The organism is Methylobacterium sp. Leaf104, assembly GCF_001422885.1.
Taxonomy (GTDB): Bacteria; Pseudomonadota; Alphaproteobacteria; order Rhizobiales; family Beijerinckiaceae; genus Methylobacterium.
Window position 1 is genome coordinate 210,132 of sequence record NZ_LMMZ01000023.1, and the last position, 25,993, is coordinate 236,124.

The 25,993-nt window shown below is 69.5% G+C and carries 22 protein-coding genes, 1 tRNA gene and 1 pseudogene; 9 read left to right on the forward strand and 15 right to left on the reverse strand.

Annotated elements, in window-relative coordinates; translation table 11 throughout:
- Positions 1–196: 196 nt before the first annotated feature.
- The 5 genes from ASF49_RS13545 to ASF49_RS13565 all read right to left on the reverse strand — a co-directional run bounded on the left by ASF49_RS13545 (position 197) and on the right by ASF49_RS13565 (position 7,370).
- On the reverse strand, positions 197–1,891 hold the full coding sequence (locus tag ASF49_RS13545) for a cation acetate symporter (protein ID WP_056473585.1): 1,695 nt from the start codon (positions 1,889–1,891) through the stop codon (positions 197–199).
- Positions 1,888–2,196, reverse strand: coding sequence for a DUF485 domain-containing protein (locus ASF49_RS13550; RefSeq protein ID WP_056473586.1), 309 nt, complete (start codon positions 2,194–2,196; stop codon positions 1,888–1,890). The genes ASF49_RS13545 and ASF49_RS13550 overlap by 4 nt, the downstream gene beginning before the upstream one ends.
- A 145-nt stretch (positions 2,197–2,341) precedes the next feature.
- Positions 2,342–4,291, reverse strand: a complete 1,950-nt coding sequence (gene acs, locus ASF49_RS13555; RefSeq protein WP_056473588.1) for an acetate--CoA ligase — start codon at positions 4,289–4,291, stop codon at positions 2,342–2,344.
- A 147-nt stretch (positions 4,292–4,438) separates the two neighbouring features.
- Positions 4,439–4,684, reverse strand: coding sequence for a hypothetical protein (locus tag ASF49_RS13560; protein WP_082511311.1), 246 nt, complete (start codon positions 4,682–4,684; stop codon positions 4,439–4,441).
- A gap of 91 nt (positions 4,685–4,775) precedes the next feature.
- Positions 4,776–7,370 (reverse strand): sensor histidine kinase, encoded by a 2,595-nt coding sequence (locus tag ASF49_RS13565; RefSeq protein WP_056473592.1) that lies wholly within the window; start codon positions 7,368–7,370, stop codon positions 4,776–4,778.
- A gap of 201 nt (positions 7,371–7,571) precedes the next feature.
- Here ASF49_RS13565 and ASF49_RS13570 point away from each other — a divergent pair, with 201 nt between their 5' ends.
- Positions 7,572–8,063, forward strand: a complete 492-nt coding sequence (locus tag ASF49_RS13570) for a phasin (protein WP_056473597.1) — start codon at positions 7,572–7,574, stop codon at positions 8,061–8,063.
- A 224-nt stretch (positions 8,064–8,287) separates the two neighbouring features.
- Positions 8,288–8,602 carry a hypothetical protein gene (locus tag ASF49_RS13575; protein ID WP_056473599.1) on the forward strand — a complete coding sequence of 105 codons (315 nt, stop codon included), beginning with the start codon at positions 8,288–8,290 and terminating at the stop codon, positions 8,600–8,602.
- Positions 8,603–8,696: 94 nt separating this feature from the next.
- Here the strand turns inward: ASF49_RS13575 and ASF49_RS13580 are convergent, their stop codons facing one another.
- The 6 genes and pseudogenes from ASF49_RS13580 to ASF49_RS13605 all read right to left on the reverse strand — a co-directional run bounded on the left by ASF49_RS13580 (position 8,697) and on the right by ASF49_RS13605 (position 12,721).
- Positions 8,697–9,359, reverse strand: a complete 663-nt coding sequence (locus ASF49_RS13580; protein WP_056473602.1) for a L,D-transpeptidase — start codon at positions 9,357–9,359, stop codon at positions 8,697–8,699.
- A 115-nt stretch (positions 9,360–9,474) separates the two neighbouring features.
- Complete coding sequence (locus ASF49_RS13585; protein ID WP_056473603.1) at positions 9,475–9,957, reverse strand: VOC family protein; 483 nt, start codon at positions 9,955–9,957, stop codon at positions 9,475–9,477.
- 62 nt (positions 9,958–10,019) lie between these two features.
- A complete protein-coding gene (locus ASF49_RS13590) occupies positions 10,020–10,484 on the reverse strand; it encodes an SRPBCC family protein (RefSeq protein WP_056473605.1) in 465 nt (154 codons plus the stop codon).
- A 43-nt stretch (positions 10,485–10,527) separates the two neighbouring features.
- Positions 10,528–10,950, reverse strand: coding sequence for a VOC family protein (locus ASF49_RS13595; protein WP_056473607.1), 423 nt, complete (start codon positions 10,948–10,950; stop codon positions 10,528–10,530).
- Positions 10,951–11,086: 136 nt separating this feature from the next.
- A pseudogene (locus ASF49_RS13600) lies at positions 11,087–12,338 on the reverse strand (RNA polymerase sigma factor).
- Positions 12,335–12,721, reverse strand: a complete 387-nt coding sequence (locus tag ASF49_RS13605; protein WP_056473611.1) for a YciI family protein — start codon at positions 12,719–12,721, stop codon at positions 12,335–12,337. Before ASF49_RS13605 ends, ASF49_RS13600 begins: the two are co-directional and overlap by 4 nt.
- A gap of 203 nt (positions 12,722–12,924) precedes the next feature.
- Between ASF49_RS13605 and ASF49_RS13610 the strand changes: the two genes are divergently transcribed.
- Positions 12,925–13,001 (forward strand) — tRNA-Arg (locus ASF49_RS13610).
- 23 nt (positions 13,002–13,024) lie between these two features.
- On the opposite strand, the gene ASF49_RS13615 is transcribed toward ASF49_RS13610, so the two are convergent.
- On the reverse strand, positions 13,025–14,245 hold the full coding sequence (locus ASF49_RS13615; RefSeq protein WP_056473613.1) for an MFS transporter: 1,221 nt from the start codon (positions 14,243–14,245) through the stop codon (positions 13,025–13,027).
- Between the two features lie 65 nt (positions 14,246–14,310).
- On the opposite strand from ASF49_RS13615, the gene ASF49_RS13620 reads away from it, so the two are divergent.
- The 6 genes from ASF49_RS13620 (at position 14,311) to ASF49_RS13645 (ending at position 21,139) form a co-directional block, all read left to right on the forward strand.
- Entirely contained in the window at positions 14,311–15,099 is a 789-nt protein-coding gene (locus ASF49_RS13620) for an alpha/beta fold hydrolase (protein WP_082511257.1), read from the forward strand.
- Between the two features lie 191 nt (positions 15,100–15,290).
- Positions 15,291–16,133, forward strand: coding sequence for a DeoR/GlpR family DNA-binding transcription regulator (locus ASF49_RS13625; RefSeq protein WP_056473617.1), 843 nt, complete (start codon positions 15,291–15,293; stop codon positions 16,131–16,133).
- Between the two features lie 104 nt (positions 16,134–16,237).
- Positions 16,238–17,743 (forward strand): glycerol-3-phosphate dehydrogenase, encoded by a 1,506-nt coding sequence (glpD, locus tag ASF49_RS13630; protein WP_156653043.1) that lies wholly within the window; start codon positions 16,238–16,240, stop codon positions 17,741–17,743.
- Between the two features lie 82 nt (positions 17,744–17,825).
- Entirely contained in the window at positions 17,826–19,331 is a 1,506-nt protein-coding gene (gene glpK / locus ASF49_RS13635; protein ID WP_056473621.1) for a glycerol kinase GlpK, read from the forward strand.
- A gap of 56 nt (positions 19,332–19,387) precedes the next feature.
- On the forward strand, positions 19,388–20,119 hold the full coding sequence (locus ASF49_RS13640; RefSeq protein ID WP_056473624.1) for an MIP/aquaporin family protein: 732 nt from the start codon (positions 19,388–19,390) through the stop codon (positions 20,117–20,119).
- Positions 20,120–20,239: 120 nt separating this feature from the next.
- On the forward strand, positions 20,240–21,139 hold the full coding sequence (locus ASF49_RS13645; protein WP_056473626.1) for an NmrA family NAD(P)-binding protein: 900 nt from the start codon (positions 20,240–20,242) through the stop codon (positions 21,137–21,139).
- Between the two features lie 21 nt (positions 21,140–21,160).
- Here ASF49_RS13645 and ASF49_RS13650 read toward each other — a convergent pair whose 3' ends face one another.
- From ASF49_RS13650 to ASF49_RS13660, 3 genes are read right to left on the reverse strand one after another with little or no spacing between them, the layout of a single operon-like run.
- Positions 21,161–22,939 carry a response regulator gene (locus ASF49_RS13650; RefSeq protein ID WP_431739887.1) on the reverse strand — a complete coding sequence of 593 codons (1,779 nt, stop codon included), beginning with the start codon at positions 22,937–22,939 and terminating at the stop codon, positions 21,161–21,163.
- Entirely contained in the window at positions 22,921–23,385 is a 465-nt protein-coding gene (locus ASF49_RS13655; protein ID WP_056473629.1) for a response regulator, read from the reverse strand. Before ASF49_RS13655 ends, ASF49_RS13650 begins: the two co-directional genes overlap by 19 nt.
- A 4-nt stretch (positions 23,386–23,389) precedes the next feature.
- Positions 23,390–25,729 carry an ATP-binding protein gene (locus ASF49_RS13660; RefSeq protein ID WP_082511261.1) on the reverse strand — a complete coding sequence of 780 codons (2,340 nt, stop codon included), beginning with the start codon at positions 25,727–25,729 and terminating at the stop codon, positions 23,390–23,392.
- Positions 25,730–25,993 lie beyond the last annotated feature (264 nt).

The following is a 25,993-nucleotide window of genomic DNA, read 5'->3' on the forward strand; positions in this document are numbered from 1 at the left end:
CACCGGCCGATGCTAAGCGATGCCTTGTTTTCGCCCAAGTCCGAAAGGCCGCCCCGGACTACCGAATTCAGATCTTTTTTAATCACCAGCGAAGTATTTTTTGGCATCGCGCGGGATTAAAGCCGTCCGAACGAAAGAAAGGGCGCGGCCTGCGCCGCGCCCTTCCTGGTCCCGTCCGTTCGCCGAAGCGCCGGTTTCAGTGGGCGTGTGCCCCGTCGGCGCCGATACCGGTCTCCGAGCGCACGAATTGTGCGTCGAACAGCGCCCGCTCGCGCTGGGCTCTGCGGGTGTTGTCGAGCTTCGAGACGATGAAGATCGTCAGGAAGGCCAGCGGCATCGAGAACAGGGCGGGGTTGTCGTAGGGAAAGATCGCCACCGGGTTGCCGAAGGTCGTGACCCAGACCGCCTTCGACAGCACCACCATGCCGACCGCCGCGACGAGGCCGACGAGGCCGCCGATGAGGGCGCCCCAGGTGGTGGTGCCCTTCCACAGGATCGACATGGTGAGGACCGGGAAGTTGCAGCTCGCCGCCACCGAGAAGGCGAGGCCGACCATGAAGGCGACGTTCTGGTTCTCGAAGACGTAGCCGAGATAGATCGCCACGATGCCGATGACCACGGCGGCGATCTTGGAGAGCCGGACCTCGGCGGCCTCGTTGGTGCGCCCGCGGGCGATCACCTGGGCGTAGAGGTCGTGGCTGACCGCGGAGGCGCCGGCCAGGGTCAGGCCCGCCACCACCGCCAGGATGGTCGCGAAGGCCACGGCCGAGATGAAGCCCAGGAAGTACGGGCCACCGACCGCGTTGGCGAGGTTCACCGCCACCATGTTGGTGCCGCCGATCATGCCCTTGAGCTTGTCGAAGGCGCCGGCCGCGTCGAGGGAGAAGTAGGCCGGATCGGACATCAGCAGGGCGATGCCGCCGAAGCCGATGATGAAGGTGAGGATGTAGAAGTAGCCGATCAGGCCGGTGGCGTAGAACACCGACTTGCGGGCCGCCTGGGCGTCCGACACCGTGAAGAAGCGCATCAGGATGTGGGGCAGGCCGGCGGTGCCGAACATCAGGCCGACGCCGAGCGAGATCGCCTCGATCGGGTTGTTGACGAGGCCGCCCGGCGCCATGATCGCGTCCCCCTTGGGGTGGGTCGCGACGGCGGCGGCGAAGAGGGTCTCGGGGTTGAAGCCGTACTTGTAGAGCACGGCGCCGGCCATGAAGGTCGCGCCGCCGAGGAGCAGGCAGGCCTTGATCACCTGCACCCAGGTGGTCGCCTTCATGCCGCCGAAGGCGACGTAGACGATCATCAGGACGCCGACGATGATGACGGCGTAGAGGTAGGGCAGGCCGAACAGGAGCTGGATCAGCTTCCCGGCGCCGACCATCTGGGCGATCAGGTAGAACGCCACCACCACCAGCGTGCCGGTGGCCGAGATGATGCGGATCGAGGTCTGGTCGAGGCGGAACGAGGCGACGTCGGCGAAGGTGAACTTGCCGAGGTTGCGCAGGCGCTCCGCGATCAGGAACAGCACGATCGGCCAGCCGACGAGGAAGCCGGTGGAGTAGATCAGGCCGTCGAAGCCGGAGGTGTAGACGAGCCCCGAGATGCCGAGGAACGAGGCGGCGGACATGTAGTCGCCCGCGATGGCGAGCGAGTTGGTGCCGGCCGAGATGCCGCCGCCGGCGGCGTAGAAGTCGGCCGCCGACTTGGTGCCCTTGGCAGCCCTGTAGGTGATGCCGAGGGTGAACAGCACGAAGAACGCGAACATGCCGATGGCCGGCCAGTTCGTCGCCGACTGCTTGACCGCGCCGAGGTCGGGACCAGCGGCGAAGGCGGCCGTGACGGCGAGCGCCGCCAGTGTCGTGCCGAGGACGAGGGGATGCTTGAGGCGGATCATCGGCCGAGATCCCGCTTGAGGGCGGCGGTCAGCTGGTCGAAGCGGCCGTTGGCGCGCTGGACGTAGATGCCGGTGAGGATGAAGGCGAGCACGATCACGGTGACGCCGAGGAGGAGGCCGAGCGACGCGGTGCCGCCGCCGATCTTCACGGCCAGCAGCGCCTTGTCGAAGGCGATCAGCCCGATGAAGCCGAAATAGATCAGCAGCATGATGATGGTCAGCGTCCAGCCGAAGCGCGTGCGCTCGTGAACGAGTTCCTTGAAGTGCGGGCTCTGCGCGATGCGCGCAGTCTCCAGGTCGGCCATGACGTGTTTCTCCCAAGGATCCGCCTCTTGGCAGGGCGGCTTCCGGATTGAAGGCTTCTGAGGTTCTTGGATTTCGGAAGAGGTGGGCGGCAGGTCCGCGCGGATGCGGGGTCACAGCCTCCGCGCGATCGAAGGGCCGGAGCGCTCAGTGCGTCCGGTTCTGGCGATTCTCGATGAGGTCGTCGACCACCGCCGGCTCGGCGAGGGTCGAGGTGTCGCCCAGCGACGAGAACTCGTCCTCGGCGATCTTGCGCAGGATGCGGCGCATGATCTTGCCCGAACGCGTCTTGGGCAGGCCCGGGGCGAACTGGATCAGGTCCGGCGAGGCGATCGGCCCGATATCCTTTCGGACCCAGGTCACGAGCTCCTTGCGCAGCTCGTCCGAGCCCTCCTCGCCCTCCATCAGGGTGACGTAGGCGTAGATGCCCTGGCCCTTGAGGTTGTGCGGATAGCCGACGACGGCGGCCTCGGAGACCTTCGGATGCGCGACGAGGGAGGATTCGACCTCCGCCGTACCCATCCGGTGGCCCGAGACGTTGATGACGTCGTCGACGCGGCCGGTGATCCAGTAGTAGCCGTCCGCGTCGCGGCGGCAGCCGTCACCGGTGAAGTAGTTGCCCGGATAGGTCGAGAAGTAGGTCTGCTCGAAACGCTCGTGGTCGCCGTAGACCGTACGCATCTGGCCGGGCCAGGAATCCTTGATGCAGAGATTGCCCTCGCAAGGACCGTCGAGGGTCTTGCCCTCGGCGTCGACCACGATGGGCTGGACGCCGAAGAACGGACGCGTGGCCGAACCGGGCTTCAGCTTGGTCGCGCCCGGCAGCGGCGTGATGAGGATACCCCCGGTCTCGGTCTGCCACCAGGTGTCGACGATCGGGCAGCGCGAGTCACCGACGACCTTGTAGTACCAGTCCCAGGCTTCCGGATTGATCGGCTCGCCGACCGAGCCGAGAACGCGCAGGGAGGCCCGCGAAGTCTTCTTCACTGGGCCTTCGCCGCCGCCCATCAGCGAACGGATCGCGGTGGGCGCCGTGTAGAAGATGTTGACCTTGTGCTTGTCGACCACGTCCCAGAAGCGGGAATTCGACGGGTAGGTCGGGATGCCCTCGAACATCAGCGTGGTCGCGCCGTTCGCGAGCGGCCCGTAGACGATGTAGCTGTGCCCGGTGACCCAGCCGACATCGGCCGTGCACCAGTAGACCTCGCCCTCGCGGTAATCGAAGACGTACTGATGCGTCATCGAGGCGTAGACGAGGTAGCCGCCGGTGGTGTGGACGACACCCTTCGGCTGACCCGTGGAGCCCGAGGTGTAGAGGATGAAGAGTGGGTGCTCCGCCTCCACCGGCTCGGCCGGGCACGCATCGGTCACCTGGGCGGCCGCCTCGTCGTAATAGACGTCGCGGCCGGGCTCCATCGCGATCGTCGAGCCGGTGCGCCGGACCACGACGACGTGGTCGACGCTGTCCTTCGGCAGGCGGGCGATGGCGGCATCGACATTCGCCTTCAGCGGCACCTTGCGGCCGCCGCGCAGGCCCTCGTCCGCCGTGATGACCATCTTCGACGCGCAGCCCTCGATGCGGCCGGCCAGGGAATCGGGCGAGAACCCGCCGAAGACGATGGAGTGGATCGCGCCGAGGCGGGCGCAGGCGAGCATCGCGTAGGCGGCCTCGGGGATCATCGGCAGGTAGATCGTGACCCGGTCGCCCTTCGACACGCCGCGGTTGCGCAGCACGTTCGCCATCTTGCCGACTTCCGAATGAAGCTGGCGATAGGTGATGTGCTTGGACTCGCTCGGGTCGTCGCCTTCCCAGATGATCGCGACCTGGTCGCCGCGCGTCTCGAGGTGACGGTCGATGCAATTATGGGCGACGTTCGTGCGCCCATCCTCGAACCACTTGATCGATATGTTTCCCGGCTCGAAGCTGGTGTTCTTCACCTTCGTGAAGGGCGTCATCCAGTCGATGCGCTTGCCGTGCTCGCTCCAGAAAGCTTCTGGATCGGAGACGGAGGCCTCATACATGGCCAGGTACTTCGCGTTGTCGACGTGGGCACCCTGGCTCCACGTCGAACGCACTTCGACCACCTTCTCGTCCATCGCGTTTTCCCTATCGGTGCCCGATCGTATCGCGACTGTTCACGCAGCCGGGTCTTCCGAATACCGTCATAGGCTCAACGAGATATTCCCCGCAAGCACCCATATGGCTCGGTGCGGGACAGGACCGATATTTTGTTTGCGTGCTAGTCAATTGCACCCAATGCAGATGCCGGTCTCGACCTTTCTGTCGATCGCCTGCTGCTTGCGGGTGGTCTCGGAGGGGCGGTCGTCGGACGGCGCCTCCGCCCGGCCCGGAGGCTTCGTGACTCCGGTGGATGTGATGTTGCGGAACTGGCCGGCGGAATTCAGATTCGGCTCGGTGCCGGATTGCTGTGCCAGGGCCAGACCCGGCAATCCGATTCCGAGGACAGCGATCAGAGTCACGGCACGCATCGTCGTCTCCATGGGAGGCAGAGGGCGATTCGCCCTCGTTGACGATCCAACGCGCGCTGCCCGGGCCGGTTGCAGCGGCGGCCGTACGGGGTCAGGCCCGCATCGTGGCGCCGCAGACCGGAAACAGCATCTCCACCAGCGTTCCCTCCTCCTTGCGGCTGGAGATCCGGAAGCGGCCGTGATTGGCCTCGACCAGCGCCTTGGTCAGCGGCAGACCGAGGCCCGTCCCCCGGCGCGGCACCGCCGTCGCGCCCGTCGCGAACGGCCGGAGCGCATCCTCGACCTCGGCTGCCGTCATGCCGGTCCCGGTGTCGCGGATGCGCAGGGCGATCTCGCCGCGATCCGCCAGGGTGGTCGACACGATGACCTGTCCGCCGGGCTCGGTGAGCGCGATGGCGTTCGCGATCACGTTGACCGCCGCCTGATGCACCGAGCGCTCGTCGGCCATCAGGTTCGGCAGGTCCGCGGAGAAGCTGGTGCGCAGGACGATTCGCCGACGGGACGCTTCCGGCTGCAGATGGGCGACGCAGCGCGCCACCACGTCGTTCAGGGACACCTCCGCGACGGCGAGGTCGATGGTCCCGGACTCGATGCGGGCGAGGTCCAGGAGATCGTTGACCAGATCGAGCAGATTCGCGCCGGAGGCGTGAACTTCCTGGAGGCAGGCGCGGTGGCGTTCCGATCCCGGCGGTCCGACGGATTCCGAGATCAGACCTTCGATCGATGCGAGCATGCCCTTGATCGGCGTCTGGACCGCCCGGCCGACCTGGCTCAGGAGCTCCGCCCGGTGCACGACGTGATCCTGGGCGGCGGTCTGCTCCCGCACGTTCGCCTCGCGGCGTTCCGAGGTCGGAACGTCGTCGCGGATCACGGCGCATTGACGGTTCTCGGCGTCACCGGCCAGGGGCAGGACCCGGACCCGTAGGCGCCTGCGCGAGCCGCGTGCCGCGACCGGCGCATCGTCCGTCCCGGTGGATCCGGGCTCGGCATGCAGGCGCGCCAGCAGATCCACGGCATGCTCGGAGGCGAACAGGCCGAGGAAGCTCGCCCCGACCACTTCCCGGGGATCGAGCCCGAAGATCTCGGCGGATCTTCGATTCAGGGACAGGATGCGGGCCTGGTGGTCGAGCAACACGATTCCGTCCTCCAGGGCGGCGAGGACCGCGAGGGCCTCCGCGCCGTGGCGGGCGGCGAAGTCCTGGGCGATCGCCGTCGCCGTGGCGGCGCGGGCTTCCGCGCTCGGCTCGGCATCGCGGGCGAGCAGCAGGTCCGCCGGCCGGCCCGCCCAGTCCAGCACGGAGTGCTCGATCAGCACGCTGGCGCGCCCGCCCGCCCGGGTCGCCAGGACCAGCGGCGCGTCGCCCGTCGACCGCTGCCGCGGGTCGAGCCCGCCGAACAGGTGGTCGATCCCGCCCGCGTCCGTGAGCTCCTGGTGATTCGTGTAGCCGACGAGATCGAGCAGGGGCCGGTTGGCGAACAGCACGGTCTCGTCGCGGTAGACCAGAACCCCGGAGGGAATCCGCTCCAGGGTCGCAACCATGGCGGCATCCGGCGCGCCATCCTCGGCCGGGCGCGGCGGCTGGAGGGGGAACGGCATCACCGCGCAGGGAAGGCTCGGCTCGGCCGCGTGATCGGGGCGCTCGTCGCCGGCGAACCGCGCACCGAGCGCGCGCGCGATCTCGCGGAACGCGGCGTGTTCGTGCGTCGAGAGGTGCGGGTCCGCCGGAGGTGGAGCGGCGTCCGGCGCGGGGACCGGAGGCTCCGAATCGTCGGCGGCAACCTCCGCGATCGGCTCCGGGACGGGCGACGCCCTCTCCACATCCGGTTCAGGCGGCGTATCGCTGATCGAGCGGACCTGGCCGAACCCGCGAAACCCGGTTCCGCTCCGGCTGGCCGGGGCGCCGGAAAGTTCCAGCTCGCAGACGGCCCCGCCGGCGTCGATCATCGTGATCGGGATCGCCCGGAAGGTGCGTCCGCTCTCCAGGGCGGCGAGTAGCCCACCGGCATCGCGCAGAACCGCCGCCTCCGCGAGCGCGTGCCACGTCCGCCCCTGGAGCCTCTGGCGAAGCGCTGACCCGGCCACCTGGGAGACCTGGAGGATCGTGCCCGCCGCGTCGCTCTCCCAGGTGAAGCGCTGCCGCACGACGATCGGCTCCAGCGCCTCCGGCGCAGGTTCGGGGGAACGGACCTTCGGGTCGTCCGGCGCGGGCTCGGGGCGGCGCTCCGCGCGGAGCGGGGACGAATCGGGTGCGGAGGTCTCCCGTCCGCGCCGGTTCGCGCGCAGATCCGGCAGGGGCGCGTTCGCGACGAGGACTACCACGTCCCGCGTATCGGTGAGGGACGCGCGCATCAGGGTGACCAGCACCGGCGGCGCGAGGCGGCGGGCATCCAGCCGAAGGCGCAGGAGCATCGGGCGGTCGGGGCGCAGGCGGGCCCGTGCGATCTGTTCGCGGAGCCCGAGGGCCGGAGCGACGCGCCCATCCGAATCGCTGATCGCTCGCCGCAGGACCTCGCCGCGCGTCGAGGCCTGGAGCACCCGCTCCCCGCCCGCGTCGAGGACGACGATCACGCTTTCGGGATCGTTGATGCGGGGCGCGAGGGGCGAATCATCGGCGCATCGGCGCAGGAGCGCAGCGATGGTCGATTCGTCGGTCTCACCGGGCCCTGAGGCTCCACTCTCGAACATCCGCACCCGTTTATCGTGACGAATCCTGGAACGTGACGTCCTTTTTACCGCGCCACCGCCCCCTCTTAAGCCACGAGAGGGGCCGCCGCACGTTTACCTGTTGTCAACCTTAATGCGCCCGAGCAGGGTGGCATAGGGCTGGAGCTGTGCTATTGTGCAGCGCACAACACGCCGTCAACAATTGAGCAAGAGGAGAGGATAATGAGCAGCACCCCGAATTACGAGGTTCCCGCCGAGATGCGCGATTTCGCCGAGAAGAGCGTCGACCAGGCGCGCAAGGCGTTCGACACTTTCATCAGCGCCGCCCGGCGCACCGCCGACACCGTGCAGGGCTCCGCCGAGATGGCGCGCACGAACGCACAGGACGTGTCCGCCCGCGGCTTCGAATTCGCCGAGCAGAACGTCACGGCCGCCTTCGACCTCGCGCAGAAGCTGGTCCGCTCGCGCGACCTGCAGGAAGCGATGCAGCATCAGGCCGAGTTCGTGCGCAGCCAGTTCGCCGCGATCCAGGCCCAGGCCAAGGAATTCGGCGGTCTCGCCCAGTCGGCGATCCAGCAGAGCGCCGAGAAGGCCAAGGGCGCCATGCAGGAGAGCGCCGAGCACGCCCGCAAGGCGATGGAGCAGGGCACCGAGGCGGCCCGCAAGGCCGGCACCGATGCCGAGCAGGCCATGCGGAACGCGACCAACTCCTAATCCGTCATAGACCGGCGCCCACGCGGCGCCCCTCCGCAGCCCGCTCGGTTCCAGACCGAGCGGGCTGTTCTCGTTGGGGGTCCGGGATCGCGCTGGGACTTGCCGAGAGGACTGGCCGAGAGCACTGCCGGTAGGACTTGCCGAGGGCGGGCGGGTCTCCTAACCGTTACCGCCGCAGCGTGCCCGAGCTTCCCGGGACGTGGCGTCAACCAGGGCGTGAGACCATGCGACGTATCTCCCGAGGCAGTCTGATCCTCACCGTCCTCGCCGGGCTGTTCGCGGCGCAGGGCGCCAGTGCCCAATATTACGACGACGGCTACGACCGTCCGCCGCCGCGCCGCGCCTACGACGAGCGCCGTCTGCCGCCCCGCCGCGAGGTCGGACTCAATTGCGATGCGGTGCAGTCGGGCCTGACGGGCTACCAGCCCTATTCCTGTCCGCTGACGAGCCCGCGGCCCCTCGGCGCCCGCTGCTTCTGCGACATGCCGATCGCCCCCCTGAGCTCGCCGCAGACCGCGGTCGGCCGCGTGGTGCCCTGAGGTCCGACCCGGACGCGGCGCTCCGAACGACGAAGGCCGCGCCATCCTTCCGGACGGCGCGGCCTTCTCTCATCGCGGTTCGGGCGGAACGACCTCAGTTCAGGACGACGACCTTCGCGCCGACCTTCACCCGCTCGTAGAGATCGGTGACATCCTCGTTCGTCATCCGGATGCAGCCCGACGACACGGCCTGGCCGATCGTATCCGGCTCGTTGGAGCCGTGGATGCGGTACTCGGTGTTGCCGATATACATGGCGCGGGCACCGAGCGGATTCTCGACGCCGCCTGCCATGTAGCGCGGCAGGTCGGGCCGGCGGGCGATCATGGCGGCCGGCGGCGTCCACGACGGCCATTCCTTCTTGGCGGTGACGGTCTTCACGCCGGACCAGGTGAAGCCGGGACGGCCGACGCCGACGCCGTAGCGGATGGCCTCACCGTTCGGCATCACGAAATAGAGGCGCCGCTCGGCCGTGGAAACCACGATCGTACCGGGCTTGTAGTTGCCGTTGAATGCCACGATCTCGCGCGGGATCGGAGCGACCTGGGCCTGGGGCGCCGCCTGGTAGCCCTGGCCAACCGTGCCGGGATAGCCGTAGGGATCATCGGTCGTCCGGCCATAACCATAGGCCGGATCGGAGGAGTAGTAATCCTCGCTGCCATTCGTGCTGAACGGATCATAGGGAGCTGCCAGAACTGGGCTCGCGGAGAGGACGCAGACACCGAACAGGCCTGTGAGGGCGGTCGCCAAGGTCTTCATGTTGGATCCCTTACCTGTGCCGTAACCTTTGCTATACAAGCGTAAGCATGGGACAGTGGTTCCATGGGCCTCCGATGAATCCGACATATTTGCGGCAGGACCAGCAGGAGCGCCGTTACCGCGGGTCCTCGGCGGCCCGCGCGAGGGCCGCGGCGTCGAGCTTCACCATGGTCTGCATGGCGGCGAACACCCGCGCCGCGACGGCGGGATCGGCATCCGCGAGGAGTCGCGGCAGGACCTCGGGCACGATCTGCCAGGGCACGCCCCAGCGGTCCCGCAGCCAGCCGCACATGATCTCCGACCCTCCCTCAGAGACCAGGCCGTTCCAGAGCCGATCCACTTCCGCCTGATCGGCGCAGGTCACGGAGATCGAGGCGGCCGTGCCGTAATCCGCAGGCACGCCGCCGTTCAGAGCCTGGAAGCTCTGGTCACCGAGGGTGAAGCCGATCAGGATCACGTCGCCGGGCTGGCCACCGGGCCAGGGACCGGGCGAGCGCTGGATGTGGCCGATGCGGGAGCCCGGCACCAGGGACACGTAGAGGCGCACGGCCTCTTCCGCGCCCCGCTCGAACCAGAGGCAGGTACTGACGTTCGACATGAATCCGCTCCTGCGTGTCTGCATCCCAATGGCCTCCGGTAGCAACGGAGGCGCCCGCGGCGCTAGAGGCGCGCGGCCAACTCGCCGAGCTGATCGGCGCAGCGGCCCCACCCGTCGTGGAAGCCCATGGCCTCGTGCGCGGCACAATCCTCAGCCGACCAGTGACGCACGCGCGCGGTGTAGCGGGTCGCCGCGCCGTCCGGCTCGAAGGTGATGATGCCGGTGAAGAAAGGCTTGGCCGAAGGCTCCCAGGCCCGGACATAGGCGTCCGTGAAGACGATCCGGGCGTTCTCCACCAGTTCGAGATAGACGCCGGCGCTGGGAAACTCCGCGCCGTCCGGACCTCGCATGACGATGCGGGTCGCGCCGCCGGGACGCAGATCGGTCTGCGCCTCCGTCACGACGAAGGGCTTCGGCGCGAACCAGCGCTTGATCAGGTCCGGCTCGGTCCAGCACCGGTAGAGCGCCGCCGGAGCGGCGTGGATGAGGCGTTCCAGGACGAGTTCGCGTCCGGTCAAATCGGTCATGGCGGCGTTCCAGCTCAGACGTTGCGGAGGGGGTGAGAGGCGGTCAGCGCTTCTGCTGGTTCATCGCCCAGAGGACCCCGAAGGGATCGCGCAGCTGGCCGTAGCGGTCGCCCCAGAACATGTCGGCCGGCGGCATCACCGCGACCGCGCCCGCCTCGACGGCCCGCGCGTAACGCGCGTCGATGTCGTCGACCATCAGCATCAGGGTGAAGGCCTGCGGCGGCTGGAGGGAATGTCCATGCTCGGGAAAGGCGTCGCTCAGCATCAGCGAGGCGCCATTGAGGTGGAGGTGGACGTGCATGGTGCGGCCCTGGTCGTCGACGGGCATCGCGGTGGCGATCTCGGCCCCGAAGGCCCGGACGTAGAACTCCGCCGCCTTCATGGCGCCCGCGACGGTCAGGTAGGGCACCAGACCGCTCTTCACGGGGGCCGGGGTCGGCGGCTCGGATTGGTTCGTGCTGCTCATCGTGGTCCTCTCCTCTCGGGCCGCCCGACACCGTTCCCGGCACGGTCCCGTGCCGATCGCACGGCCTCGTCGCAAGGACGCGTGAGCGGAGCGGTATCCGACAGGGACGACGATTTTTTTTCAAGCGCCGCGGCGTTCAGGGCGCCGGGAGGCTCAGGCGGTCGAGTTCCGCACGGATCTGCGCGGCCTCGGCCGGCGTACCGGCCAGCGCGATCGCCCGGCCCATCGCCTCGCGCGCCTCCGCGGACCGTCCGAGTTTCAGGAGAAGGGCGCCGCGCAGGCCATGGAAGTAGAAGTAGCCATCGAGCGGCCGCGCCAGGGGGTCCGCCAGGGCGAGACCGGCCTCGGGTCCGGCGGCCCTCCCGACGGCCGCTGCCCGGTTCAGGCTCACGACCGGCGAGGGCTGCAGCCGCTCCAGCGCTTCGTAGAGGGCGGCGATCCCGGACCAGTCGGTCTCCTCGGGACGCCGCGCGCGGGCATGGAGGGCGGCGATCGCCGCCTGGATCTGGTAGGGGCCCGGACTCCGATGCCGGATCGCCTTGTCGACGAGGGCCAGCCCTTCCGCGATCATCGGGACGCGCCAGAGGGCGCGATCCTGGTCGTCGAGGAGGACGATCCCGCCTTGCGCATCGAAGCGTGCCGGCGTTCGGGTATGCTGCAGGAGCATCAGGGCGAGGAGCCCCATCACCTCCGGGTCGGTGCCGAACAGGCGCAGCAGCAGGCGGGCGAGACGGATGGCCTCCGCAGAGCCCCGCCCGCTCCGCGCCGCTGGCCGCCGAATAGCCGGCGTTGAAGACGAGGTAGAGCATCGCCGCGACCGCCGCGAGCCTCTCGACGCGCTCCACCGCACCGGGAGCCTCGTAGGGCACGTCGCTGCGGGCGATGCGCGCCTTGGCCCGGGTGATGCGCTGCTCCATCGCGACCTCGCTGACGAGGAAGGCGCGGGCGATGCGTGTCACGCTCAGGCCCGAGACGACCCGCAGGGCGAGGGCGATCTGCTGCGTCGCCGGCAGCTCGGGATGGCAGCAGATGAAGAGCAGGCGCAGGAGATCGTCGCGGTAGGAGTCGGAATCGAGCGCCTCGACCAGGGGCACCTCGGCGTCGTCGAGGTCCGACAGCGCGTCCTCCGGAGGCAGGGGCGCGAGCCGGGCGGTCCGGCGCTTGCCGTCGAGGCCGGCATTGCGGCCGACGAGGATCAGCCAGGCCGCGACGTCCCGCGGCGGCCCGGTGCGGGGCCAGGTCCGCAGGGCGCGAAGGGTCGCGTCCTGGACGGCTTCCTCGGCCGCGTCGAGGTCGCGGAAGACCCGCAGCAGGGCGGCCAGGACCCGCGGACGCGCCGCGGAGACGGACGCGGCGATCCAGGCCGCGTCGGGGCCGGACGCACTCATCCGCCCGTCCTCGCCGCGTCCCGCGGATCCGGATTGTACAGGAGAACGGGACGCAGTTCGTAGGCGCCACCCGGATTGGCGGCGGCGAGATCGCGGGCGATCGCCAGCGCCTCGTCGAGGTCCGCCACGTCGACGACGTAGAAGCCGAGCAGTTGCTCCTTGGTCTCCGCGAAGGGGCCGTCGATGACGAGGGGCGGGTCGCTCGCCTTGCGCAGGGTCGTGGCGGCGGTGGTCGGCAGAAGGCGCAGGGATGGCCCGAGCTTGCCCTGGTTCGCGAGCCGCTCGTGCACCGGCCCGAGCCGCGCCATGACGGCGGCGTCCTCGTCGGCGCTCCAGGCGCTGACGACGTCCTCGTCCTTGTAGCAGAGGATGGCATAGAGCATGGCAATTCCTTCTCCTCACAGGACGCACGCGGCGACCTTCAGCCGACAGCACCTGACAAAATTTTTGCGCCGCCGGGAATGGTCTCGCGATTCGCGCTTCCCGCGCCGGGCCGGAGAACGCCCGCGATGAGGTGGCGCTGTGCCGGGGTCGAGAGGCTTGACCCCAGGCGGGACCCATGCCTTTTACCGGCGACGGCACCCCCGACTCCGTAGCTCAGCTGGATAGAGCAGCCGCCTTCTAAGCGGCAGGTCGTTGGTTCGAGCCCAACCGGGGTCGCCATGCCACCGTGCCTGGCCGAGCGGTCAGGCGGCGGAGATCCGCAGCGCCCGGTGGGCGACCGTGATCGAGAGAGCGATGTTGAGCGCCGCGATGGCCAGCATCAGCTCGAGCAGGGAATCGAGTCCGAACCAGGCGCCGACATAGCCGCAGACCAGTGGCGTCGCCGCCTGTCCGAGCAGGGGCATCAGGGCGAGGCGCCCCATCACGGCCGCGTAATCGTGCTGGCCGTAGAGTGCGAGGGGCAGGGTTCCGCGCACCACCGTGCGCATCCCGTTGCCGGCGCCGTAGAGCACGATCGCCAGCCAGGCAAAGCCGGGGGCGGTGGCGAGCAGCAGCAGACCCAGGCCGACGCTTCCGCTCGAGACGAGCAGCGCCCAGGCGGGATGCGCCCTCCGGCCGAACAGGAGTTCGATGATGCGGGCGCCGACCTGCGAAGGGCCGATCAGGGCGCTGAGGGCCACGGCCGCGCTCGCCGCGACGCCCTTGGCCTGGAGCAGCAGCAGCAATTGCACGGAGACGGCCGTCATCAGCACGGCCGCGCTCGTGAAGGTGACGGCGAGGATGCGTTCGCCGGGAAGCGGTCCCCGGCCGGTCGGGACGTTCAAGGGGGTGGCCCCGGACGGCGCGGGCGGCACCGGCAGGGACCGGGCCCCGGCCGGGAGGGCGAATGCGAAGAGCGGGACCACGACGAGGGTAGCCAGGGCCGCATAGACGAGACAGGTGCCGCGCCAGCCGACCCATCCCACGAGGCCGCTCGACGCCGGCCAGCACAGGGTGATGGCGAAGCCGGAGGCGATCGCGATCTGGGTCATCGCGCCCCGCGCCGAGGCGCCGTAGGCCTGCCCGATGGCGGCGAAGAGCGGATCGTAGAGGGCGCCGCCCATGCCCAGGCCGATGATCACCCAGGCGAGCAGGAAGACCGGCAGGTTCGGCGCCAGCGCCATCACCACCTGGCCGAGCGCGATGATCAGGGAGCCGGCGATGAGAACGGACCGTCCGCCATGGCTCCGGATCCTGCGCCCCACCCAGGGCGAGCACAGGCCCGAGACGAGGATCGCCAGCGACAGGGCACCCACCACGACCCCCTGCGGCCAGCCGGTCGACTGGACGATCGGATCGGCCAGCACCGCCATCAGGAAGAACGAGCCGCCCCACAGGATGATCTGGGTGAAGCCGAGGGCGGCGTTGCCGGCGAGCGTCGGAGCACGGTGCGCGGTGGAAGGCGGTACGGTCGATGGCGTCACGCGCTGTCGCCGATCATGGGTCTGACCTCGGTGGTTTCGGACGGTGTCCCGTTCTATGAGCCTGGATGACCGCCCCGCTCAAGGCATCGCGATGCGCGCCGGTGCTGCCCGGTCGACCCCGAGGCCGGCCGGTGACGGGCGAGGGTCTTTGCGAGGCTTCCATGATTCCGCTCGTGCTCCTGCCCGGCCTCCTCAACGACGCGGACCTGTTTCGTGATCAGGTCGCGGTCCTGGCCGACATCGCGGCCTGCACCGTCGCCGACCTGACGCGCGGGGAGACGCTCGACGCGTTGGCGGAATCGGTTCTCGCCGAGGCGCCGGAGACCTTTGCCCTGGCCGGCTTCTCGCTGGGCGGATACGTGGCGCAGGAGATCGTCCGGCGCGCGCCGGAGCGGGTCACGCGGCTCGCCCTGCTCGATACCTCGATCCGGCCCGACGGGCAGGACCGCGCCGCCACGCGCCGCGCCCTCGACAAGGCCGTCCGCATTCCCGGCCGCTTCCACGGCTTCGGCGATCGGCTGCTGGCGACCTATCTCGACCCGGCGCATCTCGACGACGCGGCGATCGTCGCCCGCATCCGAGGGATGACCGAGCGGCTCGGCGCGGAGGTCTTCCTCCGCCAGAACGCCATCGTGCGGCGCGACGGAAGCGAGACGCTGCGGAGCCTGACCTGCCCGCTCCTCGTCCTGTGCGGCGCGAGCGATGCCGTGACGCCGCCCGCGATGCACCGGGAGATGGCCGCGCTCGCGCCGGGTGCCCGCCTCGTGATCGTGCCGGGCGCGGGGCACATGACACCGATCGAACAGCCCGAGGCAGTCGCCGAAGCCCTGAGAGCCTGGCTCCGCGAACCGTGAGCGGTCCCGTGCTGCGCCGCCCAGTCCACGCGCCGGGTTCGGACCGGTTCGCGACAGGTGGGGATGGGTCTCGATGCCCGACCTTTCCGTATTTCATTTCCGAAAATAGCGCTGTACGCTCGAACATGATTTGAACGGTGCGGCGCGACAGGGCGAGGCGCCGATCGCGCAGGATTCCGGCAGGATCTGGCATGACGCGTCTGCCCGAACGGGGTGGCTTCGAGCGAAAGGCGACGGAGCGCGCCGAAGCCTCCGCGGTGGAGTCGCGCCGCCTCGCCATCGTCGCGGCGGTGCGCCAGCGCGGCTTCATGACGATCGAGGCGCTGGCGAGTCAGTTCGGCGTGACCGTCCAGACGATCCGGCGCGACCTCAACGAACTCAGTGCGGAAGGACGTCTGGAGCGCTACCGCGGCGGCGGCGGCCTTCCATCCAGCGTCGAGAACATCGACTATGCCGACCGGCGGGCCACCCTACTGCCCGAGAAGACGCAGATCGGGCGCCTGGCCGCGAGCCGCATCCCCTCGCATTGCTCAGTGTTCCTCAACATCGGCACGACCACGGAGGCGGTGGCGCGCGAACTCGTGCACCACGACGACCTCAGCATCATCACCAACAACCTCAACGTCGCCATCGGCCTGGCGGCGACGACCGCCTTCCGCATCGTGGTGGCGGGCGGCACCATGCGCAATCGCGACGGCGCCGTGCTGGGCCAGCTCACCTGCGACACCCTCAGCCAGTTCCGGGTCGACGTCGCGGTCATCGGGATCAGCGGGATCGACGCCGACGGCGCGCTGCTCGACTACGACTACGAGGAGGTGCGCGCGACCCAGACCATCCTCCAGCACGCCCGCCGAACCTTCCTGGTGGCCGACCATACCAAATTCACCCGCCGCCCGATGGTCGAGGTGGGGCGTCTCGAGCAGATCGACACGGTCTTCACCGATCGGATGCCGCCGCCAGAGATCGTCGCCCTGATGGAACGCCACGGCGTCAGCCTCGCGGTGACGGATCAGGACAATCCAAAACGAACCTGAAAATTTTCGCTTGCGAACATCTTAACATGAGGCAATATTCTGCCTGACCGGCCCTCGGCCGGAGCGGGAGGCGAATCATGACGACAGTATCGACCCTGCGGGCGGTGGACGCCCCCTACGATCTGCTCGTCATCGGCGGCGGCATCAACGGCACGGGCATCGCCCGCGACGCGGCCGGGCGCGGCCTGTCGGTGCTGCTCTGCGAACGCGGGGATCTGGCGGAGTTCACCTCGTCCTCCAGTACCAAGCTCATCCACGGCGGCCTGCGCTACCTGGAATACTACGAGTTCCGCCTCGTGCGCGAGGCCTTGGCCGAGCGGGAGCGCCTGCTGCGCCTGGCTCCGCACATCATCTGGCCACTGCGCTTCGTGCTGCCCCATGACGAGGGCCTACGGCCGGCCTGGATGCTTCGGATCGGCCTGTTCCTGTACGACCACCTGGCGCGTCTGCGCACGCTGCCCGGCTCGAAAATGGTTCGCTTGCGAACATCCCCGATGGGTGCCCCCCTGCAGGATCGTCTCAGCAGGGGCTTCGTCTATTCGGATTGCTGGGTCGAGGACAGCCGTCTCGTCGTCCTGAACGCCATGGACGCGCGGGCGCGCGGTGCCGAGATCCGAACGCGCACCGGCGTGGACACGGCACGCCGCATCGACGGGACCTGGACGGCGACGCTCCGCGACGGCACGACGGGTCGGACCGAGACCGTTCGGGCGAGGGCGGTCGTGAACGCGGCCGGCCCCTGGGTCAGCGAGACCCTGGGAACGACGCTCGGCGTCAACAGCCGCGCGGCCGTGCGCCTGATCAAGGGCAGCCACATCGTCGTCCGCAAGCTCTACGACGGCGACCAAGCCTACATCCTGCAGCAGCCCGACAAGCGCATCATCTTCGCGATCCCCTACGAGCACGATTTCACCCTGATCGGCACCACCGACGTGCCGTATGAGAACGCGCCCGGCCCGGTAACGATCTCCGAGGAGGAGACGCGCTACCTGTGCGACTGCATCAACCGCTCGTTCGCGAAGTCGATCGGGCCGAAGGACGTGGTCTGGAGCTACTCGGGCGTGCGACCGCTCTACGACGACGCGGCGGCCAATGCCTCGGCGGTCACGCGCGATTACGTACTCGACCTCGACGAGGCCGGCGGAGAGGCCCCGGCGCTCTCGGTCTTCGGCGGCAAGATCACGACCTACCGGCGTCTCGCCGAACACGCGATCGAGAAGATCGCGCCGCATTTCCCCGGGCTGAAGAAAGCCTGGACCGGCTATGCGGTCCTGCCGGGCGGTGCCATGCCGGATGCGGATTTCGAGACCTTCCTGGCGCAGTTCTCCCGGGACGCCCCCTTCCTCCCCGCAGAGACCGCGCGACGGCTCGCACGGGCCTACGGCACCGAGGCGCGGACCATCGTCGGCGGTGCCCGCCGCCTCGCGGATCTCGGTGAGGCCTTCGACGGCGGTCTGACGGCGGCCGAGGTCGATTATCTCGTTCGGGCCGAATGGGTGCGGACCGCCGAGGACATCCTGTGGCGCAGATCCAAGCTCGGCCTGCGCACGAGCCCGGAGAGCGCCGCGCGCCTCGCCGCCTACGTGACCCGCAAGGCCGACGCCGCCTGAATCCGACGACCCCGAGATAGGCCGGAGCCGGCGCGAAGACCGGCCCGGAGACCTTCGAACCTTCCAAGGGAGGAAGCCAGCCATGACCCAGTTCGTCGGCGCCATTGACCAGGGCACTACCAGCAGCCGCTTCATCGTCTTCGATCGCGAAGGGCACATCATCTCCTGCAAGCAGCGGGAGCACGCGCAGGTCTATCCGCGTCCCGGCCATGTCGAGCACGATCCGATGGAGATCTGGCGCAACACCCAGGCCGTCATGCAGGATGCCCTGGAGGCCGCCGGCCTGACGCCGAAGGACCTGCTCTCGATCGGCATCACCAACCAGCGCGAGACCACGCTGATATGGGACCGGCGCACCGGCACCCCGCTCCACAACGCCCTCGTCTGGCAGGACACCCGCAACGACCGCCTCGTCACCGAATTCGCGCGGGACGGTGGACGCGACCGCTTCCGGGCACTGACCGGCCTGCCGCTCGCGAGCTACTTCTCGGGTCTGAAGCTGCGCTGGCTCCTCGACCATGTGGAGGGTGCGCGGGAGAAGGCGGAAGCCGGCGACGTCCTGTTCGGCAACATCGATACCTGGCTGGTCTGGAACCTCACCGGCGGCCCGGACGGCGGGCTCCACCTCACCGACGTGACCAATGCGAGCCGCACGCAACTCATGTCCCTCGAGACCCTGGCCTGGGACGACGGCATGCTCGCCACGTTCGGCATCCCGCGCGCGATGCTGCCGGAGATCGTCTCGTCCTCCCAGGTCTACGGTGAGACCCGGGTGCCCTTCGCCGGCGTGCCGATCGCCGGGATCCTGGGAGACCAGCAGGCGGCCCTGTTCGGACAGACCTGCTTCCAGCCCGGCGAAGCGAAGAACACCTACGGCACCGGCTGCTTCGCGCTGATGAACACCGGCGAGGCGCCCGTGCCCTCGACCTGCGGCCTCGTGACGACGCTGGCCTACAAGCTCGACGGACAGCCGGCGGTCTACGCCCTCGAAGGCTCGATCGCCATCACGGGCGCCCTGGTTCAGTGGCTGCGGGACAACCTGCACATGATCCAGGACAGCGCCGAGGTCGAGCGCCTCGCCACGACGGTGGAGGACAATGGCGGCGTCTACTTCGTGCCCGCCTTCTCGGGCCTCTACGCGCCCCATTGGAACGAGGGCGCCCGCGGCCTGATCATCGGCCTCACCCGCTACGCCAATCGCGGCCACATCGCCCGGGCCTGCCTGGAAGCGACGGCCTTCCAGACCCACGAGGTGCTGGAAGCGATGGAGAAGGATTCCGGCATCCCCGTGCGCGAGCTGCGCTCGGATGGCGGCATGGTGGCCAACGTGACCCTGATGCAGTTCCAGGCCGATATCCTGGACGTGCCGGTGGTGCGCCCGAAGGTGACGGAGACCACGGCGCTCGGGGCCGCCTACGCCGCCGGCCTCGCGACCGGCTACTGGCAGAGCACGGACGACCTCGTGCGCAACTGGGGCGTCGACCGCCGCTGGGAGCCGAACATGGATGCGACCCAGCGCCAGCGCATCACCGCGGCCTGGGGCCGGGCGGTCACGCGCTCCTTCGACTGGGACATGCAGGACGACTGACGCCCGCGCGGGCATCGATCGATCCAGAAACGCGAAAAGACTGCGGAGGACATGCCATGACGTCGCCGTTCCTGGGCGAGCTTCTGGGCACGATGGTGCTGATCATCCTCGGAAACGGCGTCGTCGCCGGGACATTGTTGCGCGGATCGAAGGCGGAGGGGGCGGGCTGGATCGCGATCACCGCCGGCTGGGCCTTCGCCGTGCTGGCCGGGATCTTCGTCGCGACCGCGGCGGGCAGCCCCGACGCGCACATCAACCCTGCGGTGACGATCGCGGCGGCGATCACCTCCGGCAGCATGGCCAAGCTCGTCGTCTACGTGCCGGCGCAGATGATCGGCGCCTTCCTGGGGGCGACCGTGGTCTGGCTGCACTACCTGCCGCACTGGGCGGTCACCGAGGACGAGGGGGCGAAGCGAGCCTGCTTCTGCACCGATCCAGCGATCCGGCAGTCCGGCGCGAACTGGCTGAGCGAGATCGTCGGCACGTTCCTGCTGATCCTCATCGTCAGCGCGCTGCTGTCGCGGACCGTGGGGGCGGCCGGCACCATCCCCACCGGACTCGCGCCCTACCTCGTCGGCATGGTGGTCTGGAGCATCGGGCTGTCGCTGGGTGGCACCACGGGCTACGCGATCAATCCGGCCCGCGACCTCGGACCCCGCCTCGCCCACGCGGTCCTGCCCATCGCTGGCAAGGGCGATTCGGACTGGGGATACGCCGTGATCCCGGTCGCGGGTCCGGCCATCGGCGCGGTGCTGGCCGCGCTCGCCATCCTGGCAATCGGCTTCTGAGGGCCGCGCCCGATCGCGTGCCGAGGCCTGGACTTTTGGGCGTCGGCCCTACCTTAAGGGCAACGCGGCATCGCGGGCGTTCCCTGTCAGGGACGGGCGCGAGGAGCACCACGGCCGCCCATGGATCCGACCCGTCCCTCCGCTGAAACCATCGCGCTCTCCGGCATCGGAGGCGATCTCGGCGGCCGCATCGCGACGGCTCTGGTCGCGCAGGGCGCTGAGGTCAGGGCCCTGGTCCGTGCCGGCGCAGCGGATCGGAGCCACCCGCCCGGCGTGATCCCGGTCGCCGTCGACTACGCAGATCCGGGCGCGCTCGGGCGCGCATGCGAGGGAGCCGCCTGCGTGGTCTCGGCCCTGAACGGGTTGGAGCCGGTCATCCTGGAGGCACAGGGCCGGCTGCTCGACGCGGCGGTCGCGGCCGGCGTCCCGCGCTTCATTCCGTCGGATTTCTCCCTCGACTTCACGCGCACGCGCCTGGGCGACAACCGAAACCTGGACCTGCGGCGCAGCTTCATGGCCCGGGTCGACCGGACGCCGATCCGCGCCACCTCGATCCTCAACGGCGCCTTCGCCGACCTGCTCACCGGGCAGGCGCCGATCGTCTTGCGGACGCCGCGGCGCATCCTCTACTGGGGCGATGCCGACCAGCCCCTCGACTTCACCGCCAAGGACGACGTCGCGCGCTACACCGCGGCGGCGGCCCTCGATCCCGAGGCGCCGCGCATTCTGCGGATCGCCGGCGACTCCGTGACGCCGCGCGCCCTGGCGGCGATCATGACGGACCTGACCGGACGGCCCTACGGCCTGTGGCGCGCCGGTGGCCTCGGACGGCTCGGGCTGCTGATCCGGGTCGCACGGGCGGTGACGCCGGCGAGCGATGCCGTGTTTCCGGCCTGGCAGGGCATGCAGTACCTGCGCGACATGTCGAGCGGCCGGGGTCAACTCGCCCCCCTCGACAACGACCGCTACGGGCGCATGCCGTGGCGCGACGCCCGGGCGGTTCTCGGCTCCGCCCCCTGAGCGCGCATCGCGTTCCGCCGATCAGGCGGAATTGCGCTGCCCGACCACGAGACGAAGCCCACCTCGGTCGGCGGGCGCGCCGGCCAGGATCGCCGCAGCCTTGCGCTCCAGTTCGCCGCCCTGGAACGGCTTCTGGACGATGCGCTCTGCGCCGACCTCGCCCGCCTGCATCAGCGCGGCGGTGTCGGCGTAGCCGGTGACGAACATCACCGGCAGGTGCGGCCAGCGCCGCCGGATCTCGCAGGCCACCTCGGCGCCGTTCATGCCCGGCATGGCGAAATCCAGGACGATCAGGTCGACGCAGGCATCGCCCTCCAGGGCGGTGAGGGCAGCGAGGCCGGAGCCCGCCTCGCGGATGCGGTAGCCGGTCTCGGACAGGATCGTCGTGGTGATCTCGCGTACCGCGCTGTCGTCGTCCACCACGAGGACCACGGGCCGGTCTCCCGCGTGCCGGAGGGCGGCGCCGTCGATCACGGGCCGTGGAGCCTCACCGGAGGGGGAAGCGAGCTCCGCCCGCGGCAGGTAGATCCGCACGGAGGTGCCTTCGCCGACCCTGGTGTCGATGCGGACGCCGCCGCCCGACTGCTTCACGAAGCCGTAGACCTGGGCCAGCCCGAGACCGGAGCCCTTGTCGACGGCCTTGGTGGTGAAGAAGGGCTCGAACACCCGGGTCAGCACCTCGGGCGCGATGCCGCTGCCGGTATCGCTCACCGCCAGCATCACGTACTCGCCGGGCGCCGGCTCCTCCGGGCGGGCGGGCGCCTGGGCCAGGGCCACGTTGGCGGTCTCGATCGTGAGGCAGCCGCCCACCGCCATCGCATCGCGGGCATTGATCGCGAGATTCAGGATCACGAGCTCGATCTGGGTGGCGTCGACGAGGGCCGACCACAGGTCGGGCTGCAGCGTCATCTCGATGCGCACCGCGCCGCCGATCGAACTCTGGAGCAGGTCGCGCATGGAGGCGACGGTCTGATTCAGCTCCACCGGCGTCGGCTCGAGGCGCTGGCGGCGCGAGAAGGCGAGGAGCTGAGCCGTGAGGCGGGCGCCCCGGTCGGCGGCCCCGCGCATCATCTGGAGGCGGCGCTTCGAGCGCTCGTCCGGGACGGCGCGCTCCAGGAACTCGATGTTGCCGGAGATCACCGTCAGCAGGTTGTTGAAATCATGGGCGACGCCGCTGGTGAGCTGGCCCACGGCCTCCAGGCGTTGGGCCTGGCGCAGGGCCTCCTCGACGCGCTCGCGCTCGGCGATCTGGCGGTGCAGTTCCGCATTGGCGGCGGCCAGGTCGCTCGTTCGCGCCTCGACCCGCGCCTCGAGGGTCGCGTTGAGGTCACGCAGATCCTGGAGCGCACGCTCGCGTTCGGCATGGGCGCGCGTCTCGGCCAGCGCACGCATGATGGTCCGGGGCAGGCGATCGAGGCGCTGCTTGGTGACGTAGTCGGTGGCCCCCCGCTTCAGGGCCTCGACCGCGACGTCCTCGCCGAGGGTGCCCGAGACGAAGACGAACGGGATGCCCGGGCATTGGGCGCGGGCGATCGCCAGGGCGCTCAGGCCGTCGAAGGTCGGCAGCACGTAGTCGGCGAGGATGAGGTGATGCGCGCAGGAGGCGGCCGCGGCGGTGAAGTCCGGCGCAGTCATCACGCGGTCGATCGTATAGCGGTGCCCGAGGTCGTCGAGCACCGCGCCGAGGAGTTCCGTGTCGAGGTCGCTGTCTTCGAGGAGGAGGATCTTCAGCAGGGCGGAGCCGATTCCGTCCTGCAATCCCTGATCGGGCTCGGGCTGCGTCACGTGTTCGATGGCCAACCTCCTCCCCGGTGCGGCGGCGGCTCGTTGAGCACCGCCCAGAACACGCCGAGATCCTGGATCGCCTCGAAGAATTCCGTGAACCCAACGGGCTTGACCACGAAAGCGTTCACGCCGAGATCGTAGGAGCGCACGAGATCGGTCTCCTCCCGCGACGAGGTCAGCATCACCACGGGGATCGCCCGGGTGCGCAGGTTTCCCTTGACCTGAGCCAGCACCTCGAGGCCGTCCACCTTGGGCAGCTTGAGGTCGAGGAGCACGACCGCCGGATCGCGGGCGTCGCGGTCCTTGAAGAGGCCACGCCGATGCAGGAAATCCAGGGCCTCGGCGCCGTCGCGGCAGATCACGATCTCATTGGCGAGCTGGCTCTTCTCCAAGGCCGCGAGGGTGAGCTCGATGTCGTTCGGGTTGTCCTCGACGAGGAGGATGGGCTTCAGGTCCGGCATGGGTTCAGCGCGCGTCCCTCGGGTTTCGCGGCGACCGGGTCCGGGTCGCGGCATTCGGGTTGGGCACCGCCGTCGGGGTCGGCAGCGTGAAGTAGAAGGTCGCCCCGGCCCCGATCGCACCCTCGGCCCAGGTTCGGCCGCCATGGCGCTCGACGATGCGGCGGACATTCGCAAGGCCGATGCCGGTGCCCTCGAACTCCTCGACCCGGTGCAGGCGCTGAAACACGCCGAACAGCTTGTCGACATAGGCCATGTCGAAGCCGACCCCGTTGTCGCGCACGAAGAACACGGCCTGCTCGGCCCCATCGCCGTCCGGGGCCTGGCCGGGGCTGCGCCCGTCGAGACGGCCAACCTCGATCACCGCTTCCGCGCGGTCACGGCTGTACTTGACCGCGTTCGACAGCAGGTTCTCGATCACGAGCCGGAGCATCACCGGGTCGGCATTCACCTTTCCGAGCGACCCGATGGTCCAGCGGATCGTCCGCTCGGGCGGGACCTCGCGCATCACCGAGCGGCGGACCTCCTCCACCAGGGCGTTGAGGTCACCGGCGACGGGATTCAGGGCATTGCGGCCCATCTGCGAGAATCGCAGCAGGTTGTCGACGAGCGTGCCCGCCGAGAAGGCCGCCTCGACGATCGTGTTGATGTAGTGCCGGCCCTTGTCGGAGAGGCGGCTGCCTTCGCGTGAGCGCAGCAGCTCCGCGTAGCCGACGATATGCCGGAAGGGCGCGCGAAGGTCGTGGCTCACCGAGTAGGAGAACGCCTCCAGCTCCTTGTTGGAGCGTTGCAGCTCCTCGCTCAGAGAGGCGAGCTCCTCGGCCCGCCGCAGCACGATGCCGAGCACGGAGGCGCGCAAATCCTTCACCGACTCGATCTCGGCCCGCGACCACGGCAGGGAGCGGTTCTGCAGCGTCTCCTTCCAGATCTCGAAGGATTGCCGGGGGTGCAGCCGCTCGGGGCCGCCGGCCGGATCGGGGGTCGCCGCCTTGGTCGGGTCGCCCCCCCACTTCACCGTGCGGACCACCTCGGGTCGGAACCAGAGCACGTAGCTGGCATATTTCTGCGAGATCGAGATCGCCAGGAGGCCGCTCGCCTGCTCGGCGAAGGCGCGGGCCGGCGGATAGACTTCGCTGAGCGCGTCGGTGGCGACGAGGTCGGCGCCGCCGGGCCCGGAGGAGAGCCACTGGTAGATCCCCCGCACCTCCACGTCCCGAGGGGTCGTGCCGAGGAGCCGGCAGGTGTCGGAGGTGATCACCGCCGCGCCGGAAGCGCCGGCGAGGGCCAGGACGTCGTCGGAATGCTTCAGCAGGCCGTCGAGGAAGTTCTCCTCCTCCGCCATGAAGCCGAGGAGCCGGGCCTGGATCGCCCCGAGGCGCAGGCGCTGCTCCGCCTCGGCGCCGCGTTCCTTGGCGGCGAGCTGGAGTGCGAAGATCCGGGTGAGGAAGTCGCAGGCGTTGCGGGCCTGGAGCGGCACGCGGCGCGGCGCGGCGTTGTGGCAGGAGATCAGGCCCCACAGGGCGCCGTCGACGAGGATCGAGACCGACATCGACGCCATCGTGCCCATGTTGCGCATGTACTCGACATGGACCGGCGAGACGCTGCGCAGGATCGACTGGCTGAGGTCGAGGGGCTCCGCGTCCTCGCCCGGTTCCCGCAGGATCGGGACCGGCCGGTACCCGGCATCCGGGATGATCCGCAGGCGGTTCCGGCGGTAGAGCTCGCGGGCCTGGGCCGGAATGTCGGTCGCGGGGAAGCGGAGGTCGAGGTAGGAGGGCAGGGCGCCGTTGCCGTCCTCGGCAATGACGGTGCCGTGCCAGTCCCGGTCGAAGCGGTAGACCAGGGTCCGGTCGAAGCCGGTGATGTGGCGGATGTCGACGGCTACGAGGTGGCACAGCTCGGCGACGGAAGCGGCTTCGTGCAGGCCCTCCACGAAGCGGCTCAGGCGGGGATAGAGCGCGTCGAGGCTATGGTTGGAGGCGAAGACGCTCGCCACCGCCTCGAATTCCAGGATCGTGAGAGCGCCCGAGCGATGGATCGCGAGGTCGTAGGCGAGGGGACCCTCCGGTGTGCTCAGCGAGACCGTGCGCAGGTACTGCGCGCCGTCGCGCTCGGGCTCGGCCGAGTCGGCCGGGAAGAGGCCTTCGAGGTCCGGAAACGCCACGTCGCAGGGTCGGCCGAGACAGGCCTCGATGCCGCCCGGCACGTTCGCGCTGGCCTGCACGATCCGGCCGTCCGGGTCCCGGAGCGCGAGGAGGAAGCCGTGCGGCTGAAGCGTCCCGAGGCGATGGATCGGCTCCCGGTCGCAGACGGTCAGCACTTCGGCGGGCGCCGAGCCCGTGTCCAACCCCCGCGAGTCCGCCTCCAAAACGTCTCCTCCCCTGGCCGTCCCCGCTCCGCGCGTCACCGCGAGGTTGGTTACGCGGATCGGACGGAGGGCGCAACGCGACCCGGGGGGCGCAGTCCACAACAGACCGCGAGAACTCCCGTACCGCGCCGCGCGGGGCGCCGGCGCAATCTCCGGTCGACATCGCCGGCGTTCGCCCTAGCTTGCCGCACAGGCACGATCCGGTCCGGCGAGGCCGGACCGGCGACAAGGGGGGACGACATG